Source organism: Faunimonas sp. B44 (assembly GCF_052655945.1).
The window spans coordinates 439462-464302 of the sequence record NZ_JBQYEX010000003.1; the positions used below are offsets into that span (position 1 = coordinate 439462).

Genomic DNA, 24841 nt, shown 5'->3' on the forward strand with positions numbered 1-24841 from the left:
CGCTATTGGCCGAAGCGGCGCCTGATCTCGTCGGACAGGCGCTCGCCCTCGGTGAGATAAAGCGCGATCGCGCGCTGGGCGGACGGCGTGCAGACCCGGTAGACTGCGTTGTAAGTCTCGAAGCCGTAGTTGAAGCGGGCGACGAGCTGCGCGCGCCGCATCGGCGTCGGCTTCTCGGCATCGAGGAGCGCCTGCATCTCCTCCTGCCATTGCGCCGAATCGCCTGCCCCGCAAAGCGCGCGGAGGAAATGGAGCGCGCCGAGGATCTCCGAGAGGCGCTGCAGCTGCGAATCGTAGATCGGCGGCGGCGGCTCCGCCGGGGTCGGCGGCGGCGAAGACTGTTCAGGCGCGTCCTGAGGCTTCTGGCGCGGAGCCTGTGCGCTGGCGGCAGTCGCGCCAAGCGCGAGGACGAGGATCAAGGCGAGCGCTCTCAACATGGCGCGCACAATCACGGCTCGACACGGGCCCGGCAAGGGCGCACTTGCGTGCGCCCCCGCGATCCGCGGCCGTGTCAGTCCTCGGGTGCACCAATGCCGGACGGCGACCTCACCAGTAGGGCGGCACGTCGTAGTATTTGTGCAGCTCTTCCTCGCGGCGGCGATAGTTCCAGATCTCGCCCTCGGCATCGACCTCCGGGGAGGCCTTGAGCTGCTCCTCGGTGAGCGTCATGACGTAGCCATCGAGCGCCGGGTCGTAGTCGAGCTTCGACCAGGGAACCGTGAAGTAGCGCTCGCCGAGCCCGAGAAAGCCGCCGAAGGACATGACGGCATAGGCCACCTTGCCCGTGATCTTGTGGATCATCACGCGCTCGATCGTGCCGATCTTCTCGCCGCTCGGGCGGAGGACGGCCGTGCCTTCCACCCGGTCGCTGGCGATGAGCGGGTGGGGCGAATTCACCGTGCCCGGTGTACCGTGCGCAACTGCCATGGGAACCTCCTCCACTTCCGTGCTTTCCCGGACGGGACGACCAAGCGTCCCCTCGCTCAACGCCGGCTCGACCTTGCCGTTCCGGGCGCGGCCGACGGGTTGTTTCTGAAACGCGACAGCATCGATCGCCTTCGCGATCCAAGGCATGGCGCCGGGGGTCAGCCGCCGCTCGCCGACGGTTTCGAACGGGATGAAGAGGGCGGCGGCGGCATCGTCGCCCGCAGCGGGGTCGGCCGGTTCGGCCGCCCGCCCGGCGAAGACGGTGAGCACGAAGGGCGACTGGCCGGGGAGCGGCCGGAAGCGCCCGATGCGGATGAGACGGTCCGCCCGGAGCCCCGTCTCCTCCATCAACTCGCGCCGCGCGGCCTCCTCGGGCGATTCGCCCCTCTCGACGCGGCCGCCCGGAAAGCTCCAGATCCCGAGGGCGGGCGGCTTTCCGCGCTCCACGAGGAGGACCGAATCGCGCCGCAGGAGGATGACGCTCGCGCCTTCGACCGAGGCGGCCGCTTCCCCGGTCGCGCCGGATTCGCCGCCCGCCGCGGCCCGCCCGCTCAGAGCACGCGCCCGGGGTTCATGATCCCGAGCGGGTCGATCGCCGCCTTCACCCGCCGCATGAGGTCGAGCTCGACCGGGCTGCGCACCTCTCGCAGGAGATCGCGTTTCGACCGGCCGATTCCGTGCTCGGCCGCGATCGAGCCGTGCAGTTCGGCGATGATGCCGTGCACGATCCGGTTGAGGTCGCCGGCGCGCGCCATGAAGGACGAGGGGGCGTCGCCGATCGGCTGGCTGATGTTGAAGTGGATGTTGCCGTCGCCCATGTGGCCGAAGGGGATCGGGCGGCAGCCCGGAACCGCCGCCGTGACCTCGGCGATGGCCCTGTCGATGAAGTCCGGGACGAGATGGACGGCCACCGAGACGTCGTGCTTCACCGAGGCGCCCTCGTGCTTCTGCACCTCGCTCAGCCCGTGCCGCAGATGCCAGAACGCCGCCATCTGCTCGCCGGATGCCGCGATGGCCGCATCCGAGAGCAGTTCGTTCTCGAAGCCGCTGGCCAGCACGGCCTCCAGCAGGCCCTGGGCATCGGCCTCGCTCCGGCCGGACGACACTTCGACCAGCACGTACCAGGGATGGCTCTCGGCGAGCGGATCGCGGGCGTTGGGAAGGTGGCGGATCGCGAATTCCATCCCCGAACGGCCGATCAGCTCGAAGCCGGTCAGCATCGAACCCGCCCGCTCCCGGGCCAGCCGGAACAGCGCCAGTGCGTGCCTCGGGGAGGCGAGGCCGACGATCGCCACGCCGCGCCCGCGCGGCTGGGCGAAGAGCTTCAGGACCGCGGCGGTGACGATTCCGAGCGTGCCTTCGGCGCCGATGAAGAGCTGCTTCAGGTCGTAACCCGCATTGTCCTTGTGGAGCGCCCGGAGCCCGTCCCACACCTCGCCGCTCGGAAGCGCAACCTCCAGCCCCAGGACGAGGCTCCGCGTGTTGCCGTAGGACAGGACGCCCGTGCCGCCGGCATTGGTGGAGATGTTGCCGCCGATCCGGCAGGAGCCCTGCGCGCCGAGCGCGAGCGGGAAGAACAGGCCCGCTTCCTCGGCCGCATCCTGGATGCGCTCGAGAACGACGCCCGCTTCGACCGTCATGGTGGCGCCTTCGAGGTCGATGCCCCTGATGCGGTCCAGCCGCTCGAGCGACACGAGGAGCTCGCGCCCCGTCGCGTCGGGGATCTGTCCGCCGACCAGGCCCGTATTGCCGCCCTGCGGGACGATCGGCGTCCGGGTCTCGGACGCCAGACGCAGGACCGCCGCCACCTCCGCCGTCGATCCGGGCCTGACGACGGCGGGCGTGCGCCCGTGGTACAGGCCTCGCCACTCGCTCAGGTAGCGCGCTTTTTCCGCCTCGCCGGTGATGACGTGGCGCTCACCGACGATCGTGGCGAGCCGGGCGAGCAGGGTTTCGGAATCGGCTATTTGCGGCATGTGCAGTCAATAAAGCGCGGGGGAGCCTTCGTCGAGGCGGCTTGATGGCCGTGCCTCGTCATGCCATTAGGGCCGAAGCGGCGGTTGGTGGTCTTTCTTGCCGTCGGCAGAGCGGGCAGGATGGCATGAGCGCCGAAGAGAGCGGACTGATGCGGGGCAAACGGGGCCTCGTCATGGGCGTGGCGAACAATCGTTCGCTCGCCTGGGGCATCGCCAGAGCCGCACGCAACGCTGGCGCGCAATTGGCGCTCACCTATCAGGGCGATGCTCTCCGGAAGCGCGTCGAGCCGCTCGCGACCGAACTCGGCGCGCTCGTCGCCGGCCATTGCGACGTCACCGACCCGGCCTCCATCGACGCGGTGTTCGCGCGTCTCCAGGAGGAATGGGGCGGGCTCGATTTCCTCGTCCACGCCATTGCGTTCTCCGACAAGGACGAGCTCGACGGCCGCTACGTCGACACGACCGAGGCGAACTTCGCCCGCACGATGCAGATCTCGTGCTACTCGCTGACGGCGATCGCGCAGCGCGCGGAGAAGCTGATGACGGACGGCGGCTCGATCCTCACGCTGACCTATTACGGCGCCGAGAAGGTGATGCCGCATTACAACGTCATGGGGGTCGCGAAGGCGGCGCTCGAGGCGAGCGTTCGCTATCTCGCCGTCGACCTCGGCCCGGTGGGGATCCGCGTGAACGCCATCTCCGCCGGCCCGATCAAGACGCTCGCCGCCTCGGGCATCGGTGACTTCCGCTACATCCTCAAGTGGAACGAATATAACGCGCCCCTCCGCCGCACGGTGTCCATCGAGGACGTCGGCAATTCCGCCGTCTATCTCCTGTCCGACATGGGCCGCTCGGTCACGGGCGAGGTGCACCACGTCGATTCCGGGTACCATGTCGTCGGCATGAAGGCGGTCGACGCCCCGGACATCACCACCGTCAAGGACTGACATGACCGAAGGCGAGAACCTCGCCGCCCCGGCGGTCACGGACGAAGACGGCCTCACCTTCCTGCGCCGGATCATTGCCGGCGACCACCCCCAGCCGCCGATCGGCGAGGTGCTCGATTTCCACCTCGCGGAGGTCGAGTACGGGCGCGTGCTGTTCCGCGGCTGCGCCAGCCAGATGTTCTACAATCCGCTCGGAACGGTGCACGGCGGCTGGCCGGCCACGCTGCTCGATTCGGCACTGTCCTGCGCCGTTCACTCCACCCTCGCCGCCGGCGAGGGCTACACGACGGTCGAGTTCAAGGTGAACCTGACCCGGCCGATCACCGCGGCCACGGGCACCCTGCATTGCGAAGGCAGGATCGTTCATCGCGGGCGCCGCATCGCCACCGCGGAGGCGTGGCTGCGCGACGAGGACGGCCGCCTCTTCGCGCATGGCAGCGGCACCTGCATGGTCTTCCCGCCCGGCGGTTGAGCGGCCGCAATCAGCCTTCGGGCTTGTGGCACACGGCTTCCACGTTGTGCCCGTCCGGGTCGAGGACGAAGGCGCCGTAATAATTCGGGTGGTAGTGGGCGCGGATGCCGGGCGGGCCGTTGTCCGTCCCACCCGCCGCGATGGCGGCCTCGTAGAAGGCATCGACCGCTGCGCGGGCATCTGCCGCGAATGCGACGTGGATGCCGGGCGACACCTTTGCGCCGCCATGAATCCAGAAGAAGGGCTTGCCGTCGCGCCCGAACCCCGCGCCCTCGAAGGCGCCGCCGGTCTCCTCCTTCGTGATCTGCATCACGACGGCGATTCCGAGCGGGGCGAGCGCGCGGCGGTAGAATTCCAGCGTGGCGCCGTAATCTGAAAATCCGAGTCCCACATGATCGAGCACGCGCGTCCTCCTTCGGAGCAGCCGCGCCCAGGCTAGGGCCGGGCGAGCGCGCTCCTCAAGCCCCAAGGCCGGGCACCGAAACCCCGACGGACCGCTGCACTGCAGCATAATGTTACCGCGCCCGGGTTGAGCCTCCGCGACGAACTCCTACCATTCCGCTGGGCTCGCCACGGGATTCGCGCATATCGGGCCTGCAGCTGGGCCTGCCGACGTCGGCGGCGCCCCGTCCGCCGAACCGAAGACGAGGCATCCATGACAGCACGAGTCCTCGCGCGCCTCGGAACGCCGCTCGCGATCGTGGCCACCGCACTGATGACGGCCGGCTGCGTCGCCAACCGCTTCGGCCCGGTCCAGGAGGCGCGCTCCGCGCTCATCGGCTTCAGCGACACCGACATCCGCATGTGCGCGGGGTTTCCCACCAAGGCGCACAGGCAGGGCGACGTGGAGATCTGGAGCTACGAGAAGGCGACTCCGTCGGCGACCGGCGTCAGCCTCCCCGTCCTGCCCACCATGATCGGCGCATCGATGAGCATGAGCGGCGGGGGCGACTGCCGGATGCAGGTCCTCTTCGAGGGCCAAAAGGTGGTGCGGATCGCCTATGCCGGGGCGAACGACGCCATTTCCGGCCGCAATCAGCTTTGCGCGCCGCTGGTCGCCGAATGCGTCCGCTTCGCCCACGAGAAGGCGCAAGCGTCCGCCGCGCAGCCGGCCTCCCGGCCCGGCATGCCGGCCAGCTCGGGGTCCCGAACTAGACCTGGCGCTCGACCATCATCTTCTTGATCTCGGCGATCGCCTTCGCCGGGTTCAGGCCCTTCGGGCATGTCTGCGCGCAGTTCATGATGGTGTGGCAGCGGTAGAGCCGGAACGGATCCTCGAGGTCGTCGAGCCGTTCGCCGGTCCCCTCGTCGCGGCTGTCGATCAGCCAGCGATAGGCCTGGAGCAGCGCGGCCGGGCCGAGATAGCGGTCGCCGTTCCACCAGTAGCTCGGGCAGGAGGTCGTGCAGCAGGCGCACAGGATGCACTCGTAGAGGCCGTCGAGCTTCGCCCTGTCCTCGCGCGACTGCCGCCATTCCTTCTGCGGCGTGGGCGAGGCCGTCTTCAGCCAGGGCTGGATGAAGGCGTGCTGCGCGTAGAAGCGGGTGAGGTCGGGCACGAGGTCCTTCACCACCGGCATGTGCGGGAGCGGGTAGACCTTCACCGGGCCCTTCACCTCGTCGTAGCCCTTGGTGCAGGCGAGCGTGTTCATGCCGTCGATGTTCATCGCGCACGAGCCGCAGATGCCTTCGCGGCAGGAGCGGCGGAGCGTCAGCGTCGGATCGACCTTGTTCTTGATCCACAGCAGCGCGTCGAGGACCATCGGCCCGCAATCCTCGGTGTCGACATGGAACGTGTCGATGCGCGGATTGCGCCCGTCGTCGGGGTCCCAGCGATAGATGCGGAACTCCCTGGTCTTGCTCGCCGCCGGCTTCGGCCAGGCCTTGCCTTCGGAGATGGTGGAATTCTTCGGGAGCGTGAGCTGGACCATTCTCTAGTACACCCGCTTCTTGGGCTCGACGTACTGCACGTCGTTGGTGAGCGTGTAGGTGTGGACCGGGCGGTAGTCGATCGAGACCGACCGTGCTTCCAGGTCGCAGAAGGCGAGCGTGTGCTTCATCCAGTTCACGTCGTCGCGGTCCGGGTAGTCCTCGCGGGCATGGGCGCCGCGGCTCTCGGTGCGGTTCACGGCGGAATCCATCGTCACCACCGCCTGGATGATGAGGTTCTGATATTCCAGCGTCTCGATCAGGTCGGTGTTCCAGATGAGCGACCGATCCGTCACGCGGATGTCGTCGGAGCCGCGCCAGACCTCGTGGATGAGGCCGTGCCCCTCCTCGAGCACCTCGCCGGTGCGGAACACGGCGCAGTTGTTCTGCATGACGCGCTGCATGCGGCCGCGGAGCTCGGCCGTCGGCGTGCCGCCATTGGCGCGCCGGGCGCGGTCGAGCCGCATCAGAGCCATGTCGGTCGCGCTCTCCGGCAGCTCCGGGTGCGATTCGCCGGGGGTGAGCGTCGCCGCGCAGCGCTTGCCGGCAGCACGGCCGAACACGACGAGGTCGATGAGCGAGTTGGAGCCGAGCCGGTTCGCGCCGTGCACCGAGACGCAGGCCGCCTCGCCGAGCGCCATCAGGCCGGGGACGACCTGGTCCGGATCGCCGTTCGCCTTGGTCAGCACCTCGCCGTGGAAGTTCGTCGGGATGCCGCCCATGTTGTAGTGCACCGTCGGCAGAACCGGGATCGGCTCGCGCGTGACTTCGACGCCGGCGAAGATCTTCGCGGTCTCCGAGATGCCGGGCAGCCGCTCGTGCAGCACGGCCGGGTCGAGATGCTCGAGATGCAGGTGGATGTGGTCGCGTTCGCGGCCGACGCCCCGCCCGTCGCGGATTTCCATGGTCATGGCGCGCGAGACGACGTCGCGCGAGGCGAGGTCCTTGGCCGACGGCGCGTAGCGCTCCATGAAGCGCTCGCCCTCGGAATTGGTCAGGTATCCGCCCTCCCCGCGCGCGCCCTCGGTGATGAGGCAACCGGAGCCGTAGATGCCGGTCGGGTGGAACTGCACGAACTCCATGTCCTGGAGCGGCAGCCCGGCGCGCAGGACCATCGCGTTGCCGTCGCCGGTGCAGGTGTGCGCCGACGTGCAGGAGAAATAGGCGCGGCCGTAGCCGCCGGTCGCCAGGATCGTGCGATGGGCGCGGAAGCGGTGGATCGTGCCGTCGTCCATCGACAGCGCGACGACGCCGCGGCAGACGCCGTCGTCCATCAGAAGGTCGATGGCGAAGTACTCGACGAAGAACTGCGCGGCGTTGCGCACCGCTTGGCCGTACATGGTGTGCAGCATGGCGTGGCCGGTGCGGTCGGCGGCCGCGCAGGTGCGCTGCGCAGTGCCCCTGCCGTAGTTCGTGGTCATTCCGCCGAACGGGCGCTGGTAGATCTTGCCCTCTTCGGTCCGCGAGAACGGCACGCCCCAGTGCTCGAGCTCGTAGACCGCCTCCGGAGCGTTGCGGCACAGGTACTCGATGGCGTCCTGGTCGCCGAGCCAGTCCGACCCCTTCACGGTGTCGTACATGTGCCAGCGCCAGTCGTCCGGGCCCATGTTTCCGAGCGCCGCCGAGATGCCGCCCTGCGCAGCCACGGTGTGCGACCTCGTCGGGAACACCTTGGTCACGCAGGCGGTGCGCAGCCCCGCCTCGCTGCAGCCGAGCGTCGCGCGCAGCCCGGCGCCGCCGGCTCCGACGACGACGACGTCGAACTGGTGCTCGGTCACCGGGTAGGCGCGCCCGTTCACCGCCGGACCGGACAGTCCGTCTTCTTTTCCGTTGCCGGCCATCTCAGTCTCCGAAGGCGATCTTCAGGATCGCCACGATGCAGGTGAGGCCGATGGCCCAGGCGAAGATCCAGTTCGCCGCGAGCAGCGCGACCTTGGCGAGTTCGCCGTGAACGTAATCCTCGATGATGATCTGCATGCCGATGCGCATGTGGACGACGGTCGAGATCACCGCACCGAGCACCAGCACCGTCACGAGCGGGGACGCGAGGGTCCGCCTCACCTCCTCGTAGCTGTCGCCGTTCACCGAGATGACCAGGATGACGAAGGCGGTGATGAGAATGGCGCCGGTGACCGAGGTCAGCCGTTGCGCGATGAAATGGCCGGTGCCCGCTTTGGCAGACCCGAGGCCGCGGACTTGTCCGAGCGCTGTGCGCATGTCTTTCCAGTTCCTAACGGGCGATGAAGGCGACGATCCAGATGAGGAGCGTGAGCAGGACGGAGCCGATGATCGTGGCCCAGGCGAGCCCGTTGCGGGCGGCTCGGGTGAACCCGGCGCCCGTGTCCCAGACCAGGTGGCGGAGCCCGCCCAGCATGTGGTGGACGAGCGCCCAGGTGAAGCCGAAGAGGATCAGCATCCCGAACCATGAGCCGAGGAAGCGGTCCACCGTGCCGAACGCCTCAGGGCCGCTCGCCAGCGCAACCAGCCACCAGGCCAGCAGGAGCATGCCGAAATAGAGTGCCGCTCCGGTGATCCGGTGAACGATGGACATGACCATCGTGATGAGCGGCCGGAAGATCGTGAGGTGCGGCGACAGCGGTCGCGCTGCCTTCGCATCGGAATGCGCCATGCCTCGGCTCCTGCCGTATCCAAACGTGGACACGCTCATAACAGGCAACCGCGCGCGAATTCAAATGATGCGGTGCAAAAAGAAGCAAAAAATGCTTTGCGGAACGCCGGTTACCACCGGCGTTCCTGGTGCAATGAATCCTTTATTCCACGACGCCGCAGGCGATGCGGTCGCCCGAGCCGCCGGAGGGGTCGGTGGCGTAGTCGTCCGGACCGGCATGCACCATCAGGGAGGTGCCGTCCTCGTCGAAGACGGTGTTGCCGGCGTCCTTCTCGAGCGAAACCAGCGTGGTGAGGATTTCGACCGTGGCATTGCCCTCGGCATCCGCCGTGACGTTCGGCATGTCGCCGGCGTGAGGTCCCTCCTCCGCCATGAAGCCATGCTTCTTCTCGTCCGGGTTGTAGTGCCCGCCCGCCGATTCAAACGGCGGCTCGCACGCGCCCACGGCATGGAAGTGGAAGCCGTGGGGTCCGGGCGGCAGGCCCGTGAGCGTCGCGCGGAGCAGCACGCCGGACGGCGTCTGCGTCAGCGTCACCTCGCCGTGGTCGGCGCCGTCGGCGCCCTTCATCACCGCCTTCGCCGTGGCGCCGTCCTGTTGCGCGAAGGCCGCCGGCACGACGAGCACCGTCGCTGCCGCGGCGAGCAACCAACTCCTCCAAATCATGACGTGTTCTCCGTGGTCGGGTCTTCCCACGAAGAAGAATGGACCCGCCGGCCGTTCCGGCAAGGGCTGCAGGCGGATCGCGGCGTGGCGGAGGACCGGCTATTGCTGCGAGAGCTTGAAGTCGTCGCCCTTCATGGCGTCCGTCCACTCGCCGTGGACGTCCTTGACCACGGCCTGGCCGCACACGACGCGCCCCTGCGTCGTGTCGAACGTCAGGGCAGGCGAGCCGTGGAGCTCCCAGCCCTTGTTGAGCGCTTCGGAGACCTTCTTGCAGAAGGCGGCGTCGTCGAAGCCGGTCAGGTAGCGGTAGAGCTTCACGCCGCGCTCCCGCCGCCCATCGCCCGCGCCATCGCGAGCAGTCGCTCCGCCTGGTCGAGATGCAGGCGCTCCACCATCTGGCCGTCGATCGCGATCACGCCGCGGCCGGCGTTCTCGGGGCGGGCGAAGGCGTCGACGATCGCCTGCGCGGCCGCGACCTCCGCCTCGCCCGGGGTGAATATGCGGTTCGCGATCTCGATCTGGGCGGGGTGGATGACGGTCTTGCCGCCCATGCCGAGATCGCGCGCCTGCCGGCATTCGATCTCGAGGCGATCCGTGTCGCGGAAGTCGTTCAGCACGCCGTCGAGAACCTCAAGGCCGTAGGCACGGGCCGCGATCACGACGGAAGCGAACCACGGCACCAGGACCGCGCGGTCGCGCGTCGAGGCGACCCGCGTCTCCAGCACGATGTCGTTGGTGCCGAGCACCAGGCAGTCGAGCGGCACCGCCTGGTCCTCGGCAAGGGCGGCGATCGCGCCGACGGAGAGAAGCGCCTTCGGCGTCTCGATCATCACCCACAGCCGCGCCGGCGAATCCGCATCGGCAAGGGCGGCTGCGGCGGTGCGGACGTCCTCGGGGCCGGTCACCTTCGGCACGAGCACGGCGTCGGCACCGGCGCCGATCGCGGCGAGGATGTCTTCGGTCGCGTGCGGGGAGGCGAGCCCGTTCACCCGGACAATCACCTCGCGCTCGCCCTTGAGCGCGCCGACCGCGCTCCTCAGCGCCTCGCGCGTCTCGGCCTTCGTCTCGGGCAGGACGGCGTCCTCCAGGTCGAGGATGATGGCGTCGGCGGCGAGCGTGCGCGCCTTCTCGATCGCCCGCTTCTTGTCGGCGGGAACGTAAAGGACGGAGCGGCGGGGGCGGTATCGGGTCATGGCTGGCCTTTAGCCGCAGGGCCGGAGCCGCGCAAGGATTGCCGGGCGGCACCCTCCCGTCGCACAAAGCATGCGGTTGCGGCGCAGGACGGGAAGCGCGGAATGGCCTTCGACAAGCACTTCGACGTGGTGATCGTCGGCGGCGGCGCGGTCGGATCGGCGGTCGCCTATTTCCTGAAGCGCGTGCTCGATTTTCCCGGCAGCGTCGCGCTCGTCGAGCAGGACCCCACCTTCCGGCGGGCGGCGACCATGCTGTCGGCAGCGTCCATCCGCCAGCAGTTCTCCACGCCCGAGAACATCCGCGCGTCGCGCTTCGGGCTGGCGTTCCTCCGCGGCCTCGCGGACGAGCACGGGCCGGAATTCGATCCGCAGCTGCGCGAGAGCGGCTATCTCATTCTCGCCACGCCGGAGGGGGCGCCGTTGCTCGCGTCGAGCCACCGCATCCAGATCGCCGAGGGCGCAGACGTGGCGCTGCTCGACCGCGAGGGGCTCGCCAACCGCTTTGCCTGGCTCTCGCTGGAGGCGATCGGCGCCGGCTCGCTGGGGCTCTCCGGCGAGGGCTGGTTCGATGCCGCCACGCTTCTGGGCGCGCTCCGCCACGGCGCACGGGCGGCCGGCGCCGTGGCCGTCACCGGCGCCGTCACGGGCATCGCGAGGAAAGGCGCGGCCATCGAAGGCGTTCACCTCGCGAACGGCAGCGCGCTCGGCTGCGGCACGCTGGTCAACGCGGCCGGCACCGCCGCCGCCCGGATCGCAGCGCTCGCCGGACGCACCCTCCCGGTCGAGCCGCGCAAGCGCACCGTCTTCGTCGTGGACTGCCCCGACGGGCCGAACAGCCTGCCGCTCGTCGCGGACCCCTCCGGCGTCTGGATCCGGCCGGAAGGAAGCGGATACCTGACCGGCTATTCGCCGCCGGCCTCGGAGGATTCGGCTGCCGACCCGAGCGACTTCGACCCGGATCACGCGATCTTCGAGGAGCGCCTCTGGCCCGCCCTCGCCCGCCGCATCCCGGCCTTCGAGCGGCTCAAGGTGAAGAGCGCCTGGGTCGGCCATTACGACTTCAACACGCTCGACCAGAACGCCATCCTCGGACCTGATCCCGAAGTGCCCAATCTCCTCTATGCCAACGATTTCTCCGGCCATGGGCTGCAGCAATCGCCGGCGGTCGGCCGCGCGCTCGCCGAGATCGTCGCCTTCGGCGCCTATCGGAGCATCGACTTCGGCGCGTTCGGCTTCGAGCGCATCGCCGCCGGCCGGCCGGTCATCGAGGCGGCGGTGATCTGATGGCCCGGCCCGTCGTCATCGCGATCTCGAGCCAGGTGGCGCGCGGCGCCGTCGGCAACCGGGCGATGGGCTTCGCGCTCGAACGGCTCGGGCACCCGGTGTGGCTTCTTCCGACGATCCTCCTCGCCCGGCATCCGGGCCACGGGCCGGGTCCGCGGACCCCGGTGGCCGAGAGCGACTTCGCGGCTCTCGCCGCGGCACTGGCGCAAGACCCGGACCTCGCCTCGGTCGGCGGGATCGTGACAGGCTATTTCGCGTCCGCCGGCCAGGTCGAGGCGGCGGCCGCTCTCGTCAAAGCCGTGAAGGCCGCCAATCCGGGCGCGCTTTATCTCTGCGATCCGGTCATCGGCGACGGCGGCCGGCTCTACGTGGAAGAAGGAATCGCCGCCGCCATCCACGACCTCCTGCTCCCGCTCGCCGATGTCGCCACCCCCAACGCCTTCGAATGCGCCTGGCTCGCCGGCGCTCCCGCGGCCCCCGGCGAGGAGGCGAAGCACGCCGCCCGGCTGTCCTGCGCCGCAACGGTCGTCACCTCGGCCACGGCGCTGATGCGCGGCCATGTCGGAAACCTCCTCGTGAGCGAGGGCGACGCGGTGCTGGCCGAGCATCCGGCGATCGAAACCGCTGTGAAGGGCACCGGGGACCTCCTGTCCGCACTCCTGCTCGCGCGCCTCCTGGAAGGGCGGAAGCCGATCAAGGCGCTGGAAATGGCGGCCGCGAGCGTCTTCGAGGTGGTTGCGGCAAGCGCCAAGGCCGGCGCGGACGAGATGATGCTCGCCGAGTTCCAGCACGCGCTGGTCCAGCCGCGCGCGCTCGTGAACGTCCGCCGCCTCGCGCCGCGCCTTAGCCTGAAGCCGCGGCCGCTGACCTGAACGCACGAACCCGATTGCGTCCGACGCGCGGTTGTCGCATCAAGTCGCGCGCGCGACTGGAGCCTCAGATCACCATGACGCACTTCCCTCCCCACCTTCTCGACGGCTATCGCGCATTTGCCGCCACGCGGCTGGAATCGGAGCGGATCCGATACCGCAAGCTCGCCGAAGCCGGCCAGACGCCGAGCGTGATGGTGATCGGCTGCTGCGACAGCCGGGCGGCCCCGGAAACGATCTTCGATGCAGGCCCGGGCGAGCTCTTCGTGGTGCGCAACGTCGCCAACCTGGTTCCGCCCTACGAGCCGGACGGCGAGTATCACGGCACCAGCGCCGCGCTCGAGTTCGCAGTCCAGGTGCTGAAGGTCGCGCACATCGTCGTGCTCGGGCACGGCCGCTGCGGCGGCATCAAGGCGGCGCTCGACGAGAACCTCGAGCCGCTCTCGCCGGGTGACTTCATCGGCAAGTGGATGAGCCTGCTCGGGCCGGCGTCCCGGACGCTCTCCGGCACGAGCCTGATGACTACGTCCGAGCGGGAGACTGCGCTGGAGCGCATCTCGGTGCGGAACTCCATTTCCAATCTGCGGACGTTCCCGCACGTGGCCGAACGCGAGCGGGCGGGGGATCTGTCGCTCCACGGCGCGTGGTTCGACATCGGCAGCGGCGAGCTCTGGGTGATGGACCCGGCCTCCGGCGACTTCAGCCGCCCGGACGAGGTCGGCGAACGGCACGAGAGCGAGCCGGACCGGGTCGAGGCGCCGGGAAGCTGACCGCATTGCCGAGCGGCGCGGATGGTCGCAGTGATTGTGGACGCCGCGCCGCGCTGATATATACGGGCCATGGCTTGGATCGCTGACATCCGCAGGGGCGTGCGCCCTGCTGCGCCCGTTCCTGCGCAGGCGCGGACGACGCTCGGATTCGCCGCGATCTGCGATCATGCCCGGTTGCCCTGGCGGTTCTTCGCACGGCTGCACGCGGCCGACGGCTCGCTCCTTACCGCCGTCTGACCTGGCGCGCTGCCCGCGCCCGGACGAGCCCCGACGCAACGCCCATTCCCGCGAGTATCATCATGAGCGAACCGAAGACCCTTTACGACAAGATCTGGTCGGATCACGTCGTCGACGAACAGCCCGACGGCACCACGCTCCTCTACATCGATCGCCATCTCGTCCACGAGGTGACCAGCCCCCAGGCCTTCGAGGGGCTGCGGATCGCGCACCGGCAGGTCCACGCCCCCGAAAAGACGCTGGCCGTCGTCGACCACAACGTGCCGACCTCGGACCGCAGCCACGGCATCGCCGACCCGGAATCCCGGCTCCAGGTCGAGACGCTGGCGCAGAACGCGGCGGATTTCGGCGTCGAGTACTATGACGAGCGGGACGTGCGGCAGGGCATCGTCCACATCATCGGACCCGAGCAGGGCTTCACCCTGCCCGGCATGACCATCGTCTGCGGCGACAGCCATACCTCCACGCACGGCGCCTTCGGGGCGCTCGCCTATGGCATCGGCACGAGCGAGGTCGAGCACGTGCTCGCCACGCAGACGCTGATCCAGAAGAAGGCGAAGAACATGCGCGTGACGGTGGACGGCAGGCTGCCGGACGGCGTCACCGCCAAGGACATCATCCTCGCCATCATCGGCGAGATCGGCACCGGCGGCGGCACCGGCCACGTGATCGAATATGCCGGCGAGGCCATCCGGGCGCTCTCGATGGAAGGGCGGATGACGCTCTGCAACATGTCGATCGAGGGTGGCGCACGGGCCGGCATGGTTGCGCCCGACGAGACCACCTATGCCTACATCCAGGATCGGCCGCGTGCCCCGACCGGCAAGGCGTGGGACATGGCGCGCGCCTACTGGGAGACCCTGCCGTCGGACGCCGGCGCCCATTTCGACCGCGAAGTGCGGCTCGATGCCGCCAGCCTTCCGCCGATCGTCACCTGGGGCTCGTCGCCGGAGGACGTGGTTTCGATCACCGGCGCCGTCCCGGATCCCGACCTGATCGCGGACGAGAACAAGCGTACCTCGAAGTGGCGGGCGCTGAAGTACATGGGCCTGACGCCCGGGACGCGGATGACGGACATCCGTCTCGACCGGGTCTTTATCGGATCCTGCACCAACGGCCGCATCGAGGATTTGCGGGCCGCGGCGAAGATCGTCGAGGGTCGCAAGGTCGCCGAAAGCGTGCGGGCGATGGTGGTGCCGGGCTCCGGCCTGGTGAAGGCGCAGGCGGAGGCCGAGGGCCTCGACCGGATCTTCCGGGAGGCGGGCTTCGACTGGCGCGAGCCGGGCTGCTCGATGTGCCTGGCCATGAATGCGGACAAGCTGGCGCCGGAGGAACGCTGCGCGTCGACGTCGAACCGCAATTTCGAGGGCCGACAGGGCTACAAGGGCCGCACGCACCTCGTCTCGCCGGCCATGGCGGCCGCCGCGGCGATCGCCGGCCATTTCGTGGATGTGCGCGAGTGGCCGGCCGGGGCATAGAGGTCGTTCGGCGGACGGCGGGCAACGATCGACGAGAAGAGAGGCGGAGCGTGCGCTCCGCCTCTCCTTGCCCGGTCGGTGCCAGGGCTTAGCGGTTGCCTCCGGTGTCCGGCGCGAAGGGCTCGAGGGCCTGGTCCATGCGCTCGGTCGGGCGGTCGGCGCTCGGCCCACCCGCCACGCTGCCGGTCGTCGTGACGGTGCGCATGTAGCGGGTGTTCTCATCGTCGCAGGAGGTGAAGATTTCGCGCTCGCCGTCCATGCGGGTCCAGTAGGCGCCGGCGACGCAATTCGCCGGACGGTCGCCTTCCGGGCCGGCGTCGAGGGCCTGGACCTCGACTTCGGTATCCGTGTTGACGACCACGCGGTTGCCGGTCTCGTCCTGGCGGAAGATCAGTTCGGCATTGGCGGCGCTGAGGCTGAGCAGCAGCGCGGCGGTGGATGCAGCGGCGAGTTTCATGGTGTTCATCGACGGACTCCTTGGGGTGTCGAGTGTTGGTCCTGGGCCGTGGAAAGCGCGGAGCGGCTTCTCGATGCGGCCCGAGCGAGGTCGTGTCGTGCCTCGGCGGTTGAACGTGGCGATCGCTCCACTGTTCCTTGAAAGAAATGTGATGGAACAGGAACTTAGCTGTTGCAGCCGATCCGCCCGCCCATGGCACCGCCGAGAAGCTGGGACCTGAGCGATGGCCGATCACGAAGACCGACTTTATGCCGGTGAGGGGAAAGCGATGGGCCTGGAGGCTTTCGAACAGCTCGCGATCAGGGCCTATGAGGCGCTTCCGGAGGCGTTCCTGGCACTGACCGGGATCGTCCAGATCCGGGTCGCGGAATGGCCGGATCGAGAGGCGCTGGAAGAGCTCGAGATCGATGATCCGCTCGATCTCCTCGGGCTTTTCGAGGGCGTCGGGCTCGCCCACGGGCCGGCGGTTCCGGAAACGGGCGCCTTGCCGAACCGGATCTGGCTGTACCGCCAGCCGATCCTCGATTTCGGGCGGGAGGAGGACGAGCGCATCGAGGACGTCGTCACCCACGTCCTGATCCACGAGATCGGGCACCATTTCGGCCTTTCGGACGAGGACATGGAAGAAATCGAGGCGAGCATCGACTAGGCTTTCCAGCCCCGGCGCGCTCGGCTATCAGGCTACGAGGAGAAGAAAGATGGACAAGTTCACCACGCTGACCGCCGTGGCGGCGCCGATGCCGATCGTCAACGTCGACACCGACATGATCATTCCGAAGCAGTTCCTGAAGACGATCAAGCGGACGGGCCTCGGCAAGTCGCTCTTTTTCGAGATGCGCTACAACGAGGACGGCTCGGAGAACCCGGATTTCGTGCTGAACAAGCCGGCCTACCGGAAGGCGCAGATCCTCGTCGCCGGCGACAATTTCGGCTGCGGCTCCTCGCGTGAGCACGCGCCCTGGGCGCTCAAGGATTTCGGCATCCGCTGCGTGATCTCGACCGGCTTCGCCGACATCTTCTACAACAACTGCTTCCAGAACGGCATCCTGCCGGTCGTGGTCTCGCCCGAGGACCTCGACAAGCTGATGGACGACGCCTCACGCGGCGCGAACGCGACGCTGACGATCGATCTGGAGGCACAGGAGGTCCGCGGCCCGGACGGCGGCTCGATCGCGTTCGACATCGACCCGTTCCGCAAGCACTGCCTCCTGAACGGGCTCGACGACATCGGCCTGACGCTCGAGAAGAACTCGGCGATCGCGGGGTTCGAGAACAGGCTGGAAGCGGAGCGCCCCTGGGTCTGACCCGGTCCGGTCGATTCAGGCGGGGTCCCGTGCGCGACTGGGAGGACGAGGATGGACGCCGAAGCGCTGAGAGCCCTGCAGGCTCCGCTCAAGGACCGCTATCGCAGCGAGCCTGATGCCGCGCTCGTCACGCTACGCGCCGAGGGAGCGCTCGACGACAGCACCATAGCGTGCCGCGTGGAGACGGGACGTGCGCTCGTCACCGCAGGGCTGCACCCGGCGACCGGGGGCTCGGGGTTCGAAGCCTGCTCGGGCGACATGCTGCTGGAAGCCCTCGTCGCCTGTGCCGGCGTCACCATGAAGGCGGTCGCGACAGCGATCGGGATCGAGCTGAAGGGCGGCAGGGTCCGTGCCGAAGGCGACCTCGACTTCCGCGGCACCCTCGCCGTCGACCGGGAGGCGCCCGTTGGCTTCCGCACCATCCGCCTGAGCTTCGAGGTCGATACCGACGCGCCCCCGGACAAGCTCGATCAGCTCCTGAAGCTCACCGAACGCTATTGCGTCGTGCTCCAGACGATCCGGACGACACCGGACCTGCAGGTCGGGATGGCCCGGGCATAGCGCGGACGATCCGCCCGAGACCGGTTGCAGAGCGTTCCGGCTGCCGCTAGCAAGGGCCACTTTTCTCCTCAGGCGGATCGAACAACGATGACCTACAAGCTCCTTCTCCTGCCCGGCGACGGAATCGGCCCGGAAATCATGAACGAGGTGAAGGAGATCCTCGCCTTCATCAATGAGGCCGGGCTGGCTTCGTTCGAGACGGAGGAGGACCTGGTCGGTGGCGCCGCCTACGACGCGTACGGCGTCGCGATGACGGAAGACGCCATGGCGAGGGCGCAGAGCGCGGACGCCGTTCTCTTCGGCGCGGTCGGCGGCCCGAAATGGGACGGCGTGCCGTACGACGTGCGGCCGGAAGCCGGGCTCCTGCGCCTGCGCAAGGAACTCGACCTGTTCGCCAACCTCCGCCCGGCGATCTGCTACCCAGCACTCGCCGATTCCTCGTCGCTGAAGCGTGAGGTCGTCGAAGGCCTCGACATCCTGATCCTGCGCGAGCTGACGGGCGGCACCTATTTCGGCGAGCCGAAGGAGATCATCGATCTCGGGAACGGCCAGAAGCGCGGCATCGACACGCAGGTCTACGACACCTACGAGATCGAGCGGATCGGTCGCGTCGCCTTCGAGCTCGCCCGCACGCGAGGCAACAAGGTCACGTCCATGGAAAAGCGGAACGTGATGAAGTCCGGCGTGCTCTGGAACGAGGTGATGACCGATCTTCACCGCCGGGAATACCAGGACGTCCAGCTCGAGCACATGCTCGCCGATGCGGGCGCCATGCAGCTCGTCCGCTGGCCAAAGCAATTCGACGTGATCGTGACGGACAACCTCTTCGGCGACATCCTGTCCGACGTGGCGGCGATGCTCACCGGCTCGCTCGGCATGCTGCCCTCCGCATCGCTCGGCGCGCCCGACCCGATCAGCAAGAAGCGGAAGGCGCTCTTCGAGCCGGTCCACGGCACGGCGCCGGACATCGCCGGCAAGGGGATCGCAAACCCGATCGCCATGATCGCCTCGCTGGCGATGTGCCTGCGCTATTCGTTCGGGCTCGTGGAGCTTGCCGACAGGCTGGAGGCGGCGATCGCGAGTGCGCTCGACGGCGGGCTGAGGACCGGCGACATCATGTCGCCGGGCATGACGCAGGTCGGCACGAACGGCATGGGCGCGGCGATCCTGACGGAATTCCAGCGCCTCAGCGCGTGACCCGAGGCCGGCGGCGGCGACAGGTTCTCCGCTGTCGGCGCCCCCGCTGGGGCTTCGGCGGGCACTCCCTTGTCCGGCCCCTGCCCGGTGCTCAATGCGTAAACTGGATGCTCCGGATCACCTTTTCGTGTGCGTTCAACCCTTTAGAAGGGCTGATCGGCCTTTCGACTGTCCGCGACCGTGTCTTTTCTGCAATAGGCAGGGCGGGCCATTCGCGACATAGTGCCGGCTTCGGAGGTCGGGGGGCCTGGCCGGAAAGGAACCTTTACATGAAGTCCACAGCTCTTTCGTTGTTGGTGGTCGGTGGGCTGGTGAGCACCAGCGCCATGGCCGCCGATCTGCCCATCGCCATGGAACCGATGGCGCCTGCGCCGATCGAATCCGTCGCGCTCTTCACCTGGTCCGGCTTCTATGTCGGCGCGAACGTCGGCTACGGCTGGGGCCGTGACGACCTCGTCGGGATCGGCACCCGCCCGCAGCCGGGCGCCTACGGGAACATCGGCACGATGGACCCGCAGGGCTGGCTCGGCGGCGTGCAGGCCGGCTTCAACTGGCAGATGGACCAGTTCGTGGTCGGCATCGAGGGCGACGTCCAGTGGACCGGCATCGACGACCGCATCGGCTCGCGCAACACAAACGGCGGCCCGTCGGGCTTCGCAACCGCTTCGTCCAGCACGGACATCGACTGGTACGGCACCGTTCGCGCCCGCGCGGGCGTGGCGATCGATCGGGTCCTGCTGTACGGCACCGGCGGTCTCGCCTTCGGCAACGTGGACTACCGCGTGAACGTCACCGCCCCGGCGGCTCAGACCATTCGCAGCAGCGACACCGAGTGGGGCTACGCGCTCGGCGCGGGTGCCGAGTTCGCCTTCAACGAGAACCTGTCCGCCAAGGCGGAATACATGTTCGTCGACCTCGGCGTGGACGAGACCCTGCGGAGCGCGAATTTCAGCACCGTTCCGACCTCGCAGCTGCACACGGTCCGCGTCGGCCTGAACTACCGCTTCTCCGGCTTCTGAGAACGGAACCCATTGCAAGCGAAGCCGCCGGCCTCAGGGCCGGCGGCTTTTTTTGTCCGGCACGCGAAACGGGATCACCGCTCGGTGGCGGCAAGGGAGCGCTTAAAGCGTCCTTCCGGTGTGGGCGCCAGCAGCCTGCGTCGCGCGAAGACGGCTGCAGCTGCCTGCGGGAGCATCGATCGCTCAACGGCTGCGTGGCGCCCTCGTTCTGCAGGCCCCGCTGAACCGTCGGAGGCGGCAGCTCGCACGTAGAGCTTGCTCCGGTTTTTCCCAAAACAACTTTTCCCCCCAAACATGTCGCGTGCAATCGCTGCGGGTATAGTTTGAGAACAGACGCACCTCGGGGCTGCATCTGCGGTCATCGGCGCGATTTTATTTTCGTTTACTTGTAGCGTTTTATATAAAGCGGAGTAAGAGTCTTCTCCGGGACAGGGTCGAGGCGACTCGGATGGAGGGGCTGATGAAGGTGGCGGCAGGTTCGGCGCTGTTGGTGGCGGCGCTGGCAAGTTCCGGCGTGATGGCCGCAGATCTTCCGATCCAACCGATCGCGCCCGCGGTGGCGCCGATCACCTCCGTGCCGCTCTTCACTTGGTCCGGCGGCTATCTCGGCGTCAGCGTGGGTTACGGCTGGGGCATCGACGACCGCGTCGGAATCGGGACACCGCCGGTTCGGGCACTGTTCGGCAACATCGGCACCTTCAGCCCGAACGGCTGGCTGGGCGGCTTGCAGGCCGGCTACAACCTTCAGCTCGGCCAGTTCGTCGTCGGCGCCGAAGGCGATTTCCAGTGGACCGGCATAGACGACAGGCTGCCGACGAGAGTGTCTTCGGGCGCCGTGGCCGTGACCGGATTCGCAAGCACCGATCTCGACTGGTATGCGACGCTCCGCGCCCGCGCCGGCATCACGTTCGACCGTTTCCTGGTCTATGGCACCGCCGGCGTGGCTTTGGCGATGGTCGATTACCGCACCACTGTCACGGTTCCGGCGCCAACAGAGGTGATGCGGAACAACGACGCCAAGTGGGGCTACGTACTGGGCGGAGGTGTAGAATATGCCTTCAATGAAAACCTGTCGATGAAGGGCGAGTACCAGTACATCGACATCAGCATCGACCCGCTGCGCAGCGCTACTTATGTCACCGTCCCGACGCCGGGCTACCACACGGTGCGTGTCGGGTTGAACTACCGTTTCTCGGGGCTCTGAGGCGCCGGCGGATCGCAAGCGTACCAGCCGCCCTGCCCGATCCGGAAACCGGAGCTCAATCCAGGAAGGCGATCCATCGCCCCGCGACGAGGGCGAGCAGCCAGCATGCGAGCGAAACCGCAGCCCCGAGGCGGATGCGGCCCGACACGGGCTCGCCCCTCTCCATCAACCGCCAGTCCGACGTCCGTCGGAGGGCGAGGGCGTTGGCGGTCCCGAGGAGCACGAGAGCGACCTTGGCGAGGAATGCGGGATTGGCTGCGTAATCCTGCGGCTTGACCGTGAAGAGCAGGAGTCCGGTGACCGCCGCGAGGCCGAGGCCGAGAGCCGCCCAGCCCGTGAGATAGCGGACGAGATCGGGCAGCGGGAAGCGTTTGAAGCAGCCGAGCAGGCGGAGATCGGCAGGCACGGCCGCACCGACCAGAAGCGCGATCCCGAGCAGATGCGCCGCATTGACGAAGGGATACACGTAGAGCGATCGGCGGAGCCACCCGGCGATCGGCCAGGCGGCAATCCAGGCGAGCCAATCCACCGGCACCGCCGGTCGTCAGAGCTCGTGCACGCGATCCGGATAGACGTCGTAGGTCTTGCCGCGCACCTCCACGCGGATGGCCTTCATGTGCCGGTCGCCGGGGTTGCTGGAGCGGTGGCCCCGCACCACCACCGCGTCGCCCACCGCAGCCGCCTCTTCGTCGAACCCGGCGCGCCGCGTGCGGATCGGCGGCGCGAGGTCGACCTCCCACACCCCGTCGGCAGCGCGCACCTTCAGCATCGCGTGCGGATTGCCCAGGAAGATCTCCTCGATCGTGCCCTCGAGCACGAAGACGGCGCCTTCCGTCCAGCCCCAGCCGTGATGCGCCAAGGCGGCGGCAGGCGCCAGCACGGTTGCGATGATCGGGACGAGCAGGTCGCGCCGGGTCAGCATCGGGCGGTCTCCGTTTGCAATGTCCCGGCTCATGTAGAGCAGGACGGGCACGCTTCGAAGCACGGCTTCGTGAGGCCGTGCGGCCGCGGCGGCGCGGTCGCGTTGACATCCGGCCCTTTCCGTATAGATAGCAGGCAGTTCGAGGATCGACCAATGGACCTGCGCACGCGCACGACCGCCGATCCGGCTGCGCTCGCTGTCGGCCCCTCGACGCATCCCACGAAAACGGCCACGCGCTAGCCATCCCTTCCGCCCTCAACTCTCCCGCGGGGTCTCGAAGGGAGAGACGATCCGCATCGGCCGCCTGAAGCTGCCGTCGGACAGGAGCCGGGAGAGGGACGAGAAGGAGTAGACCGATGGGTCTCAAGATTGCTGTCATCGGCGCAACCGGCAATGTCGGCCGCGAGATGCTCGACATCCTCGACGAGCGCGGCTTCCCCGCCGACGAGGTGGTCGCCCTCGCCTCGCGGCGCAGCCAGGGCACCGAAGTGTCCTTCGGGAATCGGACGCTGAAGGTGCAGACGCTCGAGCACCACGATTTCAAGAGCACCGACATCGCGCTGATGTCGGCGGGCGGCTCGGTGTCAAAGGAATGGTCGCCGAGGATCGCCGCGCAGGGCTGCGTCGTGATCGATAATTCCTCGGCCTGGCGCTACGATTCCGACGTGCCGCTCGTCGTGCCCGAAGTGAACGCCGACGCAGTCGAGGGCTTCCGCCGCAAGAACATCATCGCCAACCCGAACTGCTCGACCGCGCAGCTCGTGGTGGCGCTGAAGCCGCTCCATGACCGCGCCCGCATCAGGCGCGTGGTGGTGGCGACCTACCAGTCCGTATCCGGTGCCGGCAAGGACGCCATGGACGAGCTCTTCAACCAGACGCGCGCGGTCTTCGTCGCCGACCCGGTCGAGGCGAAGAAGTTCACCAAGCGGATCGCCTTCAACGTCATCCCGCACATCGACGTCTTCATGGAGGACGGCTACACGAAGGAAGAGTGGAAGATGGTGGCGGAGACGAAGAAGATCCTCGACCCGAAGATCAAGCTGACGGCGACCTGCGTGCGCGTGCCGGTCTTCATCGGCCACTCGGAGGCGGTCAACATCGAGTTCGAGGGGCCGATCAGCGCCGAGGAGGCGCGCGACATCCTGCGCGAGGCGCCGGGCTGCCTGGTCGTCGACAAGCACGAGGACGGCGGCTACGTGACCCCCTTCGAATGCGCCGGCGAGGACGCGACCTACATCTCGCGCATCCGCGAGGACATCACCGTCGAGAACGGCCTTTCGCTGTGGGTGGTCTCCGACAATCTGCGCAAGGGCGCCGCGCTCAACGCCATCCAGATCGCGGAGCTGCTGGTCAATCGCGGCCTCGTCGCGAGCCGCAAGGCGGCCTGACAGGGCGCGTCGCGGCCGCGGCCGGAACGAAGAAGGGCGGCGCCGCGGCGCCGCCCTTTCGCATTCTCCGATGCCGTGTGCCGCTCAGGCCTGCGCTTCGGCGGCGGCTTCCTTGGCGGCCTTCTTCGCGGCGGCTTCCTCGGCCTTGGCCGTGGCAGCGATCTCGCGGGCTTCCTCGTTCAGCCGCTTGGCGCGCGCATTCGTCGCCTCGACGATGCGGGCCGACTTGCCCATGCGGCCGCGCAGGTAATAGAGCTTCGCGCGCCGCACCTTGCCGCGCCGGACGACCTCGATCTTCTCCACGATCGGCGAGAAGACCGGGAAGACGCGCTCGACGCCCTCGCCGTAGGAGATCTTCCGCACCGTGAAGCTCTCGTTGATGCCGCCGCCCTTGCGCGCGATGCAGACGCCCTCATAGGCCTGCAGGCGCGTGCGGGTGCCTTCCGTCACGCGGACGTGGACGCGGACGGTGTCGCCCGGCTCGAACGGGGGTACGTCGCGCTTGGCGGCAACGGCGGCCATCTCCGCCTGCTCGATCTGCTGGATCACGTTCATCGCTCAAATACCTCGTCTCGTCGCGCCCATTCGTGCTCGCCGCCGGGGCGCGGCATGATCTCTATCCACATCGATCGGGATTCCGCGGCTCCTATACACCGCTGCGGCCGCGCTGTCGATGCATGGTGCTGCGTAATATGGGCGCGGAATCCGCATTCCCAACCCGCGCTCACCCCTCATTTCCCGCCAGCAGGTCCGGGCGGCGCGCACGCGTGATCCGCTCCGCCTCGGCACGCCGCCAGGCGGCGATCCGCCCGTGATGGCCGGAGAGGAGCACGTCGGGAATCGCGCGGCCCTCCCAGACGGACGGCCGCGTATAATGCGGGTATTCCAGCATGCCCGCCTCGAAGCTCTCCTCCTCGCCGGAGGCCTCCGCCCCCATGACGCCGGGCAGCAGGCGAACGCAGGCGTCGAGGAGAACCATGGCGGCCAACTCGCCGCCAGAGAGCACGTAATCCCCGATCGAGACCTCCTCCAAGGAGCGGCCCTCGATCACGCGTTCGTCCACACCCTCGAAGCGGCCGCACACGATCAGCGCTCCATCGCCGGCCGCGAGGTCGCGGATGCGGGCCTGCATCAGCGGCGCGCCGCGCGGGCTCATGAGGAGCCGCGGCCGGGGATCGCCGGGGGAGAGCGCGGCGTCGATGGCGGCGGCAAGCACGTCGGCGCGCAGCACCATGCCGGCGCCCCCGCCGGCGGGCGTGTCGTCGACGGCGCGGTGGGCGCCGATGCCGTGGTCGCGGATGTTCCGCGCCTCCAGCGACCAGAGCCCCGCAGCGAGCGCCTTGCCCGAAAGGCTGACGCCGAGCGGGCCCGGGAACATTTCCGGATAGAGGGTCAGGACGGTCGCGCGGAAGGCCAT

31 protein-coding genes and 1 pseudogene are annotated in these 24841 nt (G+C 68.4%); 15 read left to right on the forward strand and 17 right to left on the reverse strand.

The window, feature by feature from the left end:
* Window positions 1-2: 2 nt before the first annotated feature.
* The 4 genes and pseudogenes from ACUN0C_RS08235 to ACUN0C_RS08250 form a co-directional block, all read right to left on the reverse strand.
* Window positions 3-437 (reverse strand): TIGR02301 family protein, encoded by a 435-nt coding sequence (locus tag ACUN0C_RS08235; RefSeq protein WP_445465850.1) that lies wholly within the window; start codon window positions 435-437, stop codon window positions 3-5.
* A gap of 109 nt (window positions 438-546) precedes the next feature.
* A complete protein-coding gene (locus ACUN0C_RS08240; protein WP_445465982.1) occupies window positions 547-927 on the reverse strand; it encodes a PRC-barrel domain-containing protein in 381 nt (126 codons plus the stop codon).
* 153 nt (window positions 928-1080) lie between these two features.
* Window positions 1081-1482, reverse strand: a pseudogene (locus ACUN0C_RS08245) (NUDIX domain-containing protein); the annotation flags it as partial.
* Window positions 1479-2903: an FAD-binding oxidoreductase gene (locus ACUN0C_RS08250; RefSeq protein WP_445465851.1), complete on the reverse strand. Its 1425-nt coding sequence runs from the start codon at window positions 2901-2903 to the stop codon at window positions 1479-1481. The pseudogene ACUN0C_RS08245 and the gene ACUN0C_RS08250, both read right to left, overlap by 4 nt.
* A 125-nt stretch (window positions 2904-3028) precedes the next feature.
* Between ACUN0C_RS08250 and fabI the strand changes: the two genes are divergently transcribed.
* Entirely contained in the window at window positions 3029-3850 is an 822-nt protein-coding gene (gene fabI, locus ACUN0C_RS08255) for an enoyl-ACP reductase FabI (RefSeq protein WP_445465852.1), read from the forward strand.
* 1 nt (window position 3851) lies between these two features.
* A complete protein-coding gene (locus ACUN0C_RS08260; RefSeq protein ID WP_445465853.1) occupies window positions 3852-4322 on the forward strand; it encodes a PaaI family thioesterase in 471 nt (156 codons plus the stop codon).
* A 10-nt stretch (window positions 4323-4332) separates the two neighbouring features.
* Here ACUN0C_RS08260 and ACUN0C_RS08265 read toward each other — a convergent pair whose 3' ends face one another.
* Entirely contained in the window at window positions 4333-4725 is a 393-nt protein-coding gene (locus tag ACUN0C_RS08265; RefSeq protein ID WP_445465854.1) for a VOC family protein, read from the reverse strand.
* 252 nt (window positions 4726-4977) lie between these two features.
* Between ACUN0C_RS08265 and ACUN0C_RS08270 the strand changes: the two genes are divergently transcribed.
* The gene (locus ACUN0C_RS08270) at window positions 4978-5505 is read left to right on the forward strand and encodes a hypothetical protein (protein WP_445465855.1); all 528 of its coding nucleotides are present in this window, start codon (window positions 4978-4980) and stop codon (window positions 5503-5505) included.
* On the opposite strand, the gene ACUN0C_RS08275 is transcribed toward ACUN0C_RS08270, so the two are convergent.
* The 7 genes from ACUN0C_RS08275 to ACUN0C_RS08305 all read right to left on the reverse strand — a co-directional run bounded on the left by ACUN0C_RS08275 (window position 5474) and on the right by ACUN0C_RS08305 (window position 10734).
* On the reverse strand, window positions 5474-6250 hold the full coding sequence (locus ACUN0C_RS08275) for a succinate dehydrogenase iron-sulfur subunit (protein ID WP_445465856.1): 777 nt from the start codon (window positions 6248-6250) through the stop codon (window positions 5474-5476). The two genes, ACUN0C_RS08270 and ACUN0C_RS08275, sit on opposite strands and share 32 nt — an antisense overlap.
* A gap of 3 nt (window positions 6251-6253) precedes the next feature.
* Window positions 6254-8089 (reverse strand): succinate dehydrogenase flavoprotein subunit, encoded by a 1836-nt coding sequence (gene sdhA / locus ACUN0C_RS08280; RefSeq protein ID WP_445465857.1) that lies wholly within the window; start codon window positions 8087-8089, stop codon window positions 6254-6256.
* A 1-nt stretch (window position 8090) separates the two neighbouring features.
* Entirely contained in the window at window positions 8091-8465 is a 375-nt protein-coding gene (gene sdhD, locus ACUN0C_RS08285) for a succinate dehydrogenase, hydrophobic membrane anchor protein (protein ID WP_445465858.1), read from the reverse strand.
* Between the two features lie 13 nt (window positions 8466-8478).
* Complete coding sequence (gene sdhC, locus ACUN0C_RS08290) at window positions 8479-8877, reverse strand: succinate dehydrogenase, cytochrome b556 subunit (protein WP_445465859.1); 399 nt, start codon at window positions 8875-8877, stop codon at window positions 8479-8481.
* A 142-nt stretch (window positions 8878-9019) separates the two neighbouring features.
* A complete protein-coding gene (locus tag ACUN0C_RS08295) occupies window positions 9020-9541 on the reverse strand; it encodes a superoxide dismutase family protein (RefSeq protein WP_445465860.1) in 522 nt (173 codons plus the stop codon).
* Between the two features lie 99 nt (window positions 9542-9640).
* Window positions 9641-9859, reverse strand: coding sequence for a DUF1737 domain-containing protein (locus ACUN0C_RS08300; RefSeq protein WP_445465861.1), 219 nt, complete (start codon window positions 9857-9859; stop codon window positions 9641-9643).
* Window positions 9856-10734: an HpcH/HpaI aldolase/citrate lyase family protein gene (locus ACUN0C_RS08305; RefSeq protein WP_445465862.1), complete on the reverse strand. Its 879-nt coding sequence runs from the start codon at window positions 10732-10734 to the stop codon at window positions 9856-9858. Before ACUN0C_RS08305 ends, ACUN0C_RS08300 begins: the two co-directional genes overlap by 4 nt.
* 102 nt (window positions 10735-10836) lie before the next feature.
* Between ACUN0C_RS08305 and ACUN0C_RS08310 the strand changes: the two genes are divergently transcribed.
* From ACUN0C_RS08310 to leuC, 5 genes are all read left to right on the forward strand, one after another.
* Entirely contained in the window at window positions 10837-12018 is a 1182-nt protein-coding gene (locus ACUN0C_RS08310; protein WP_445465863.1) for an NAD(P)/FAD-dependent oxidoreductase, read from the forward strand.
* On the forward strand, window positions 12018-12890 hold the full coding sequence (locus ACUN0C_RS08315; RefSeq protein ID WP_445465864.1) for a PfkB family carbohydrate kinase: 873 nt from the start codon (window positions 12018-12020) through the stop codon (window positions 12888-12890). Before ACUN0C_RS08310 ends, ACUN0C_RS08315 begins: the two co-directional genes overlap by 1 nt.
* 74 nt (window positions 12891-12964) lie before the next feature.
* The gene (locus ACUN0C_RS08320; protein WP_445465865.1) at window positions 12965-13657 is read left to right on the forward strand and encodes a carbonic anhydrase; all 693 of its coding nucleotides are present in this window, start codon (window positions 12965-12967) and stop codon (window positions 13655-13657) included.
* Window positions 13658-13726: 69 nt separating this feature from the next.
* On the forward strand, window positions 13727-13894 hold the full coding sequence (locus ACUN0C_RS08325; RefSeq protein WP_445465866.1) for a hypothetical protein: 168 nt from the start codon (window positions 13727-13729) through the stop codon (window positions 13892-13894).
* 62 nt (window positions 13895-13956) lie between these two features.
* Window positions 13957-15372 carry a 3-isopropylmalate dehydratase large subunit gene (gene leuC / locus ACUN0C_RS08330; RefSeq protein ID WP_445465867.1) on the forward strand — a complete coding sequence of 472 codons (1416 nt, stop codon included), beginning with the start codon at window positions 13957-13959 and terminating at the stop codon, window positions 15370-15372.
* A gap of 88 nt (window positions 15373-15460) precedes the next feature.
* Here the strand turns inward: leuC and ACUN0C_RS08335 are convergent, their stop codons facing one another.
* The gene (locus tag ACUN0C_RS08335; protein WP_445465868.1) at window positions 15461-15838 is read right to left on the reverse strand and encodes a hypothetical protein; all 378 of its coding nucleotides are present in this window, start codon (window positions 15836-15838) and stop codon (window positions 15461-15463) included.
* A gap of 214 nt (window positions 15839-16052) precedes the next feature.
* Between ACUN0C_RS08335 and ACUN0C_RS08340 the strand changes: the two genes are divergently transcribed.
* The 6 genes from ACUN0C_RS08340 to ACUN0C_RS08365 all read left to right on the forward strand — a co-directional run bounded on the left by ACUN0C_RS08340 (window position 16053) and on the right by ACUN0C_RS08365 (window position 21114).
* Window positions 16053-16478, forward strand: a complete 426-nt coding sequence (locus tag ACUN0C_RS08340; RefSeq protein WP_445465869.1) for a metallopeptidase family protein — start codon at window positions 16053-16055, stop codon at window positions 16476-16478.
* 49 nt (window positions 16479-16527) lie between these two features.
* Window positions 16528-17133: a 3-isopropylmalate dehydratase small subunit gene (gene leuD / locus ACUN0C_RS08345; RefSeq protein WP_445465870.1), complete on the forward strand. Its 606-nt coding sequence runs from the start codon at window positions 16528-16530 to the stop codon at window positions 17131-17133.
* 51 nt (window positions 17134-17184) lie between these two features.
* Window positions 17185-17694 carry an OsmC family protein gene (locus tag ACUN0C_RS08350; RefSeq protein ID WP_445465871.1) on the forward strand — a complete coding sequence of 170 codons (510 nt, stop codon included), beginning with the start codon at window positions 17185-17187 and terminating at the stop codon, window positions 17692-17694.
* An 87-nt stretch (window positions 17695-17781) separates the two neighbouring features.
* Window positions 17782-18891, forward strand: a complete 1110-nt coding sequence (gene leuB, locus ACUN0C_RS08355) for a 3-isopropylmalate dehydrogenase (RefSeq protein ID WP_445465872.1) — start codon at window positions 17782-17784, stop codon at window positions 18889-18891.
* Between the two features lie 269 nt (window positions 18892-19160).
* Window positions 19161-19910: an outer membrane protein gene (locus ACUN0C_RS08360; protein WP_445465873.1), complete on the forward strand. Its 750-nt coding sequence runs from the start codon at window positions 19161-19163 to the stop codon at window positions 19908-19910.
* Window positions 19911-20358: 448 nt separating this feature from the next.
* The gene (locus ACUN0C_RS08365) at window positions 20359-21114 is read left to right on the forward strand and encodes an outer membrane protein (RefSeq protein ID WP_445465874.1); all 756 of its coding nucleotides are present in this window, start codon (window positions 20359-20361) and stop codon (window positions 21112-21114) included.
* Window positions 21115-21169: 55 nt separating this feature from the next.
* Here the strand turns inward: ACUN0C_RS08365 and ACUN0C_RS08370 are convergent, their stop codons facing one another.
* Together ACUN0C_RS08370 and ACUN0C_RS08375 are read right to left on the reverse strand one after the other, a co-directional pair.
* Window positions 21170-21649 carry a DUF6644 family protein gene (locus ACUN0C_RS08370; protein ID WP_445465875.1) on the reverse strand — a complete coding sequence of 160 codons (480 nt, stop codon included), beginning with the start codon at window positions 21647-21649 and terminating at the stop codon, window positions 21170-21172.
* A gap of 9 nt (window positions 21650-21658) precedes the next feature.
* Window positions 21659-22036 (reverse strand): DUF6152 family protein, encoded by a 378-nt coding sequence (locus ACUN0C_RS08375; protein WP_445465876.1) that lies wholly within the window; start codon window positions 22034-22036, stop codon window positions 21659-21661.
* A 356-nt stretch (window positions 22037-22392) separates the two neighbouring features.
* On the opposite strand from ACUN0C_RS08375, the gene ACUN0C_RS08380 reads away from it, so the two are divergent.
* A complete protein-coding gene (locus ACUN0C_RS08380) occupies window positions 22393-23424 on the forward strand; it encodes an aspartate-semialdehyde dehydrogenase (protein ID WP_445465877.1) in 1032 nt (343 codons plus the stop codon).
* A gap of 84 nt (window positions 23425-23508) precedes the next feature.
* Here ACUN0C_RS08380 and rplS read toward each other — a convergent pair whose 3' ends face one another.
* On the reverse strand, window positions 23509-23979 hold the full coding sequence (gene rplS / locus ACUN0C_RS08385; protein WP_445465878.1) for a 50S ribosomal protein L19: 471 nt from the start codon (window positions 23977-23979) through the stop codon (window positions 23509-23511).
* A gap of 169 nt (window positions 23980-24148) precedes the next feature.
* A complete protein-coding gene (trmD, locus tag ACUN0C_RS08390) occupies window positions 24149-24841 on the reverse strand; it encodes a tRNA (guanosine(37)-N1)-methyltransferase TrmD (protein ID WP_445465879.1) in 693 nt (230 codons plus the stop codon).

What these genes read in the sequence shown, in the direction of transcription:
- ACUN0C_RS08380 (WP_445465877.1), top strand. Translation starts at nt 22,393, where the DNA reads ATGGGTCTCAAGATTGCTGTCATCGGCGCAACCGGCAATGTCGGCCGC.
- leuD (WP_445465870.1), top strand. Translation starts at nt 16,528, where the DNA reads ATGGACAAGTTCACCACGCTGACCGCCGTGGCGGCGCCGATGCCGATC.
- ACUN0C_RS08375 (WP_445465876.1), bottom strand. Translation starts at nt 22,036, where the DNA reads ATGCTGACCCGGCGCGACCTGCTCGTCCCGATCATCGCAACCGTGCTG.
- fabI (WP_445465852.1), top strand. Translation starts at nt 3,029, where the DNA reads ATGAGCGCCGAAGAGAGCGGACTGATGCGGGGCAAACGGGGCCTCGTC.
- rplS (WP_445465878.1), bottom strand. Translation starts at nt 23,979, where the DNA reads ATGAACGTGATCCAGCAGATCGAGCAGGCGGAGATGGCCGCCGTTGCC.
- ACUN0C_RS08310 (WP_445465863.1), top strand. Translation starts at nt 10,837, where the DNA reads ATGGCCTTCGACAAGCACTTCGACGTGGTGATCGTCGGCGGCGGCGCG.
- ACUN0C_RS08315 (WP_445465864.1), top strand. Translation starts at nt 12,018, where the DNA reads ATGGCCCGGCCCGTCGTCATCGCGATCTCGAGCCAGGTGGCGCGCGGC.
- ACUN0C_RS08335 (WP_445465868.1), bottom strand. Translation starts at nt 15,838, where the DNA reads ATGAACACCATGAAACTCGCCGCTGCATCCACCGCCGCGCTGCTGCTC.
- ACUN0C_RS08350 (WP_445465871.1), top strand. Translation starts at nt 17,185, where the DNA reads ATGGACGCCGAAGCGCTGAGAGCCCTGCAGGCTCCGCTCAAGGACCGC.
- ACUN0C_RS08295 (WP_445465860.1), bottom strand. Translation starts at nt 9,541, where the DNA reads ATGATTTGGAGGAGTTGGTTGCTCGCCGCGGCAGCGACGGTGCTCGTC.
- ACUN0C_RS08260 (WP_445465853.1), top strand. Translation starts at nt 3,852, where the DNA reads ATGACCGAAGGCGAGAACCTCGCCGCCCCGGCGGTCACGGACGAAGAC.
- sdhA (WP_445465857.1), bottom strand. Translation starts at nt 8,089, where the DNA reads ATGGCCGGCAACGGAAAAGAAGACGGACTGTCCGGTCCGGCGGTGAAC.
- trmD (WP_445465879.1), bottom strand. Translation starts at nt 24,841, where the DNA reads ATGGCCTTCCGCGCGACCGTCCTGACCCTCTATCCGGAAATGTTCCCG.
- sdhD (WP_445465858.1), bottom strand. Translation starts at nt 8,465, where the DNA reads ATGCGCACAGCGCTCGGACAAGTCCGCGGCCTCGGGTCTGCCAAAGCG.
- ACUN0C_RS08325 (WP_445465866.1), top strand. Translation starts at nt 13,727, where the DNA reads ATGGCTTGGATCGCTGACATCCGCAGGGGCGTGCGCCCTGCTGCGCCC.
- ACUN0C_RS08305 (WP_445465862.1), bottom strand. Translation starts at nt 10,734, where the DNA reads ATGACCCGATACCGCCCCCGCCGCTCCGTCCTTTACGTTCCCGCCGAC.
- ACUN0C_RS08340 (WP_445465869.1), top strand. Translation starts at nt 16,053, where the DNA reads ATGGCCGATCACGAAGACCGACTTTATGCCGGTGAGGGGAAAGCGATG.
- ACUN0C_RS08360 (WP_445465873.1), top strand. Translation starts at nt 19,161, where the DNA reads ATGAAGTCCACAGCTCTTTCGTTGTTGGTGGTCGGTGGGCTGGTGAGC.
- leuC (WP_445465867.1), top strand. Translation starts at nt 13,957, where the DNA reads ATGAGCGAACCGAAGACCCTTTACGACAAGATCTGGTCGGATCACGTC.
- ACUN0C_RS08270 (WP_445465855.1), top strand. Translation starts at nt 4,978, where the DNA reads ATGACAGCACGAGTCCTCGCGCGCCTCGGAACGCCGCTCGCGATCGTG.
- ACUN0C_RS08365 (WP_445465874.1), top strand. Translation starts at nt 20,359, where the DNA reads ATGGAGGGGCTGATGAAGGTGGCGGCAGGTTCGGCGCTGTTGGTGGCG.
- ACUN0C_RS08320 (WP_445465865.1), top strand. Translation starts at nt 12,965, where the DNA reads ATGACGCACTTCCCTCCCCACCTTCTCGACGGCTATCGCGCATTTGCC.
- ACUN0C_RS08235 (WP_445465850.1), bottom strand. Translation starts at nt 437, where the DNA reads ATGTTGAGAGCGCTCGCCTTGATCCTCGTCCTCGCGCTTGGCGCGACT.
- ACUN0C_RS08275 (WP_445465856.1), bottom strand. Translation starts at nt 6,250, where the DNA reads ATGGTCCAGCTCACGCTCCCGAAGAATTCCACCATCTCCGAAGGCAAG.
- ACUN0C_RS08240 (WP_445465982.1), bottom strand. Translation starts at nt 927, where the DNA reads ATGGCAGTTGCGCACGGTACACCGGGCACGGTGAATTCGCCCCACCCG.
- ACUN0C_RS08250 (WP_445465851.1), bottom strand. Translation starts at nt 2,903, where the DNA reads ATGCCGCAAATAGCCGATTCCGAAACCCTGCTCGCCCGGCTCGCCACG.
- leuB (WP_445465872.1), top strand. Translation starts at nt 17,782, where the DNA reads ATGACCTACAAGCTCCTTCTCCTGCCCGGCGACGGAATCGGCCCGGAA.
- sdhC (WP_445465859.1), bottom strand. Translation starts at nt 8,877, where the DNA reads ATGGCGCATTCCGATGCGAAGGCAGCGCGACCGCTGTCGCCGCACCTC.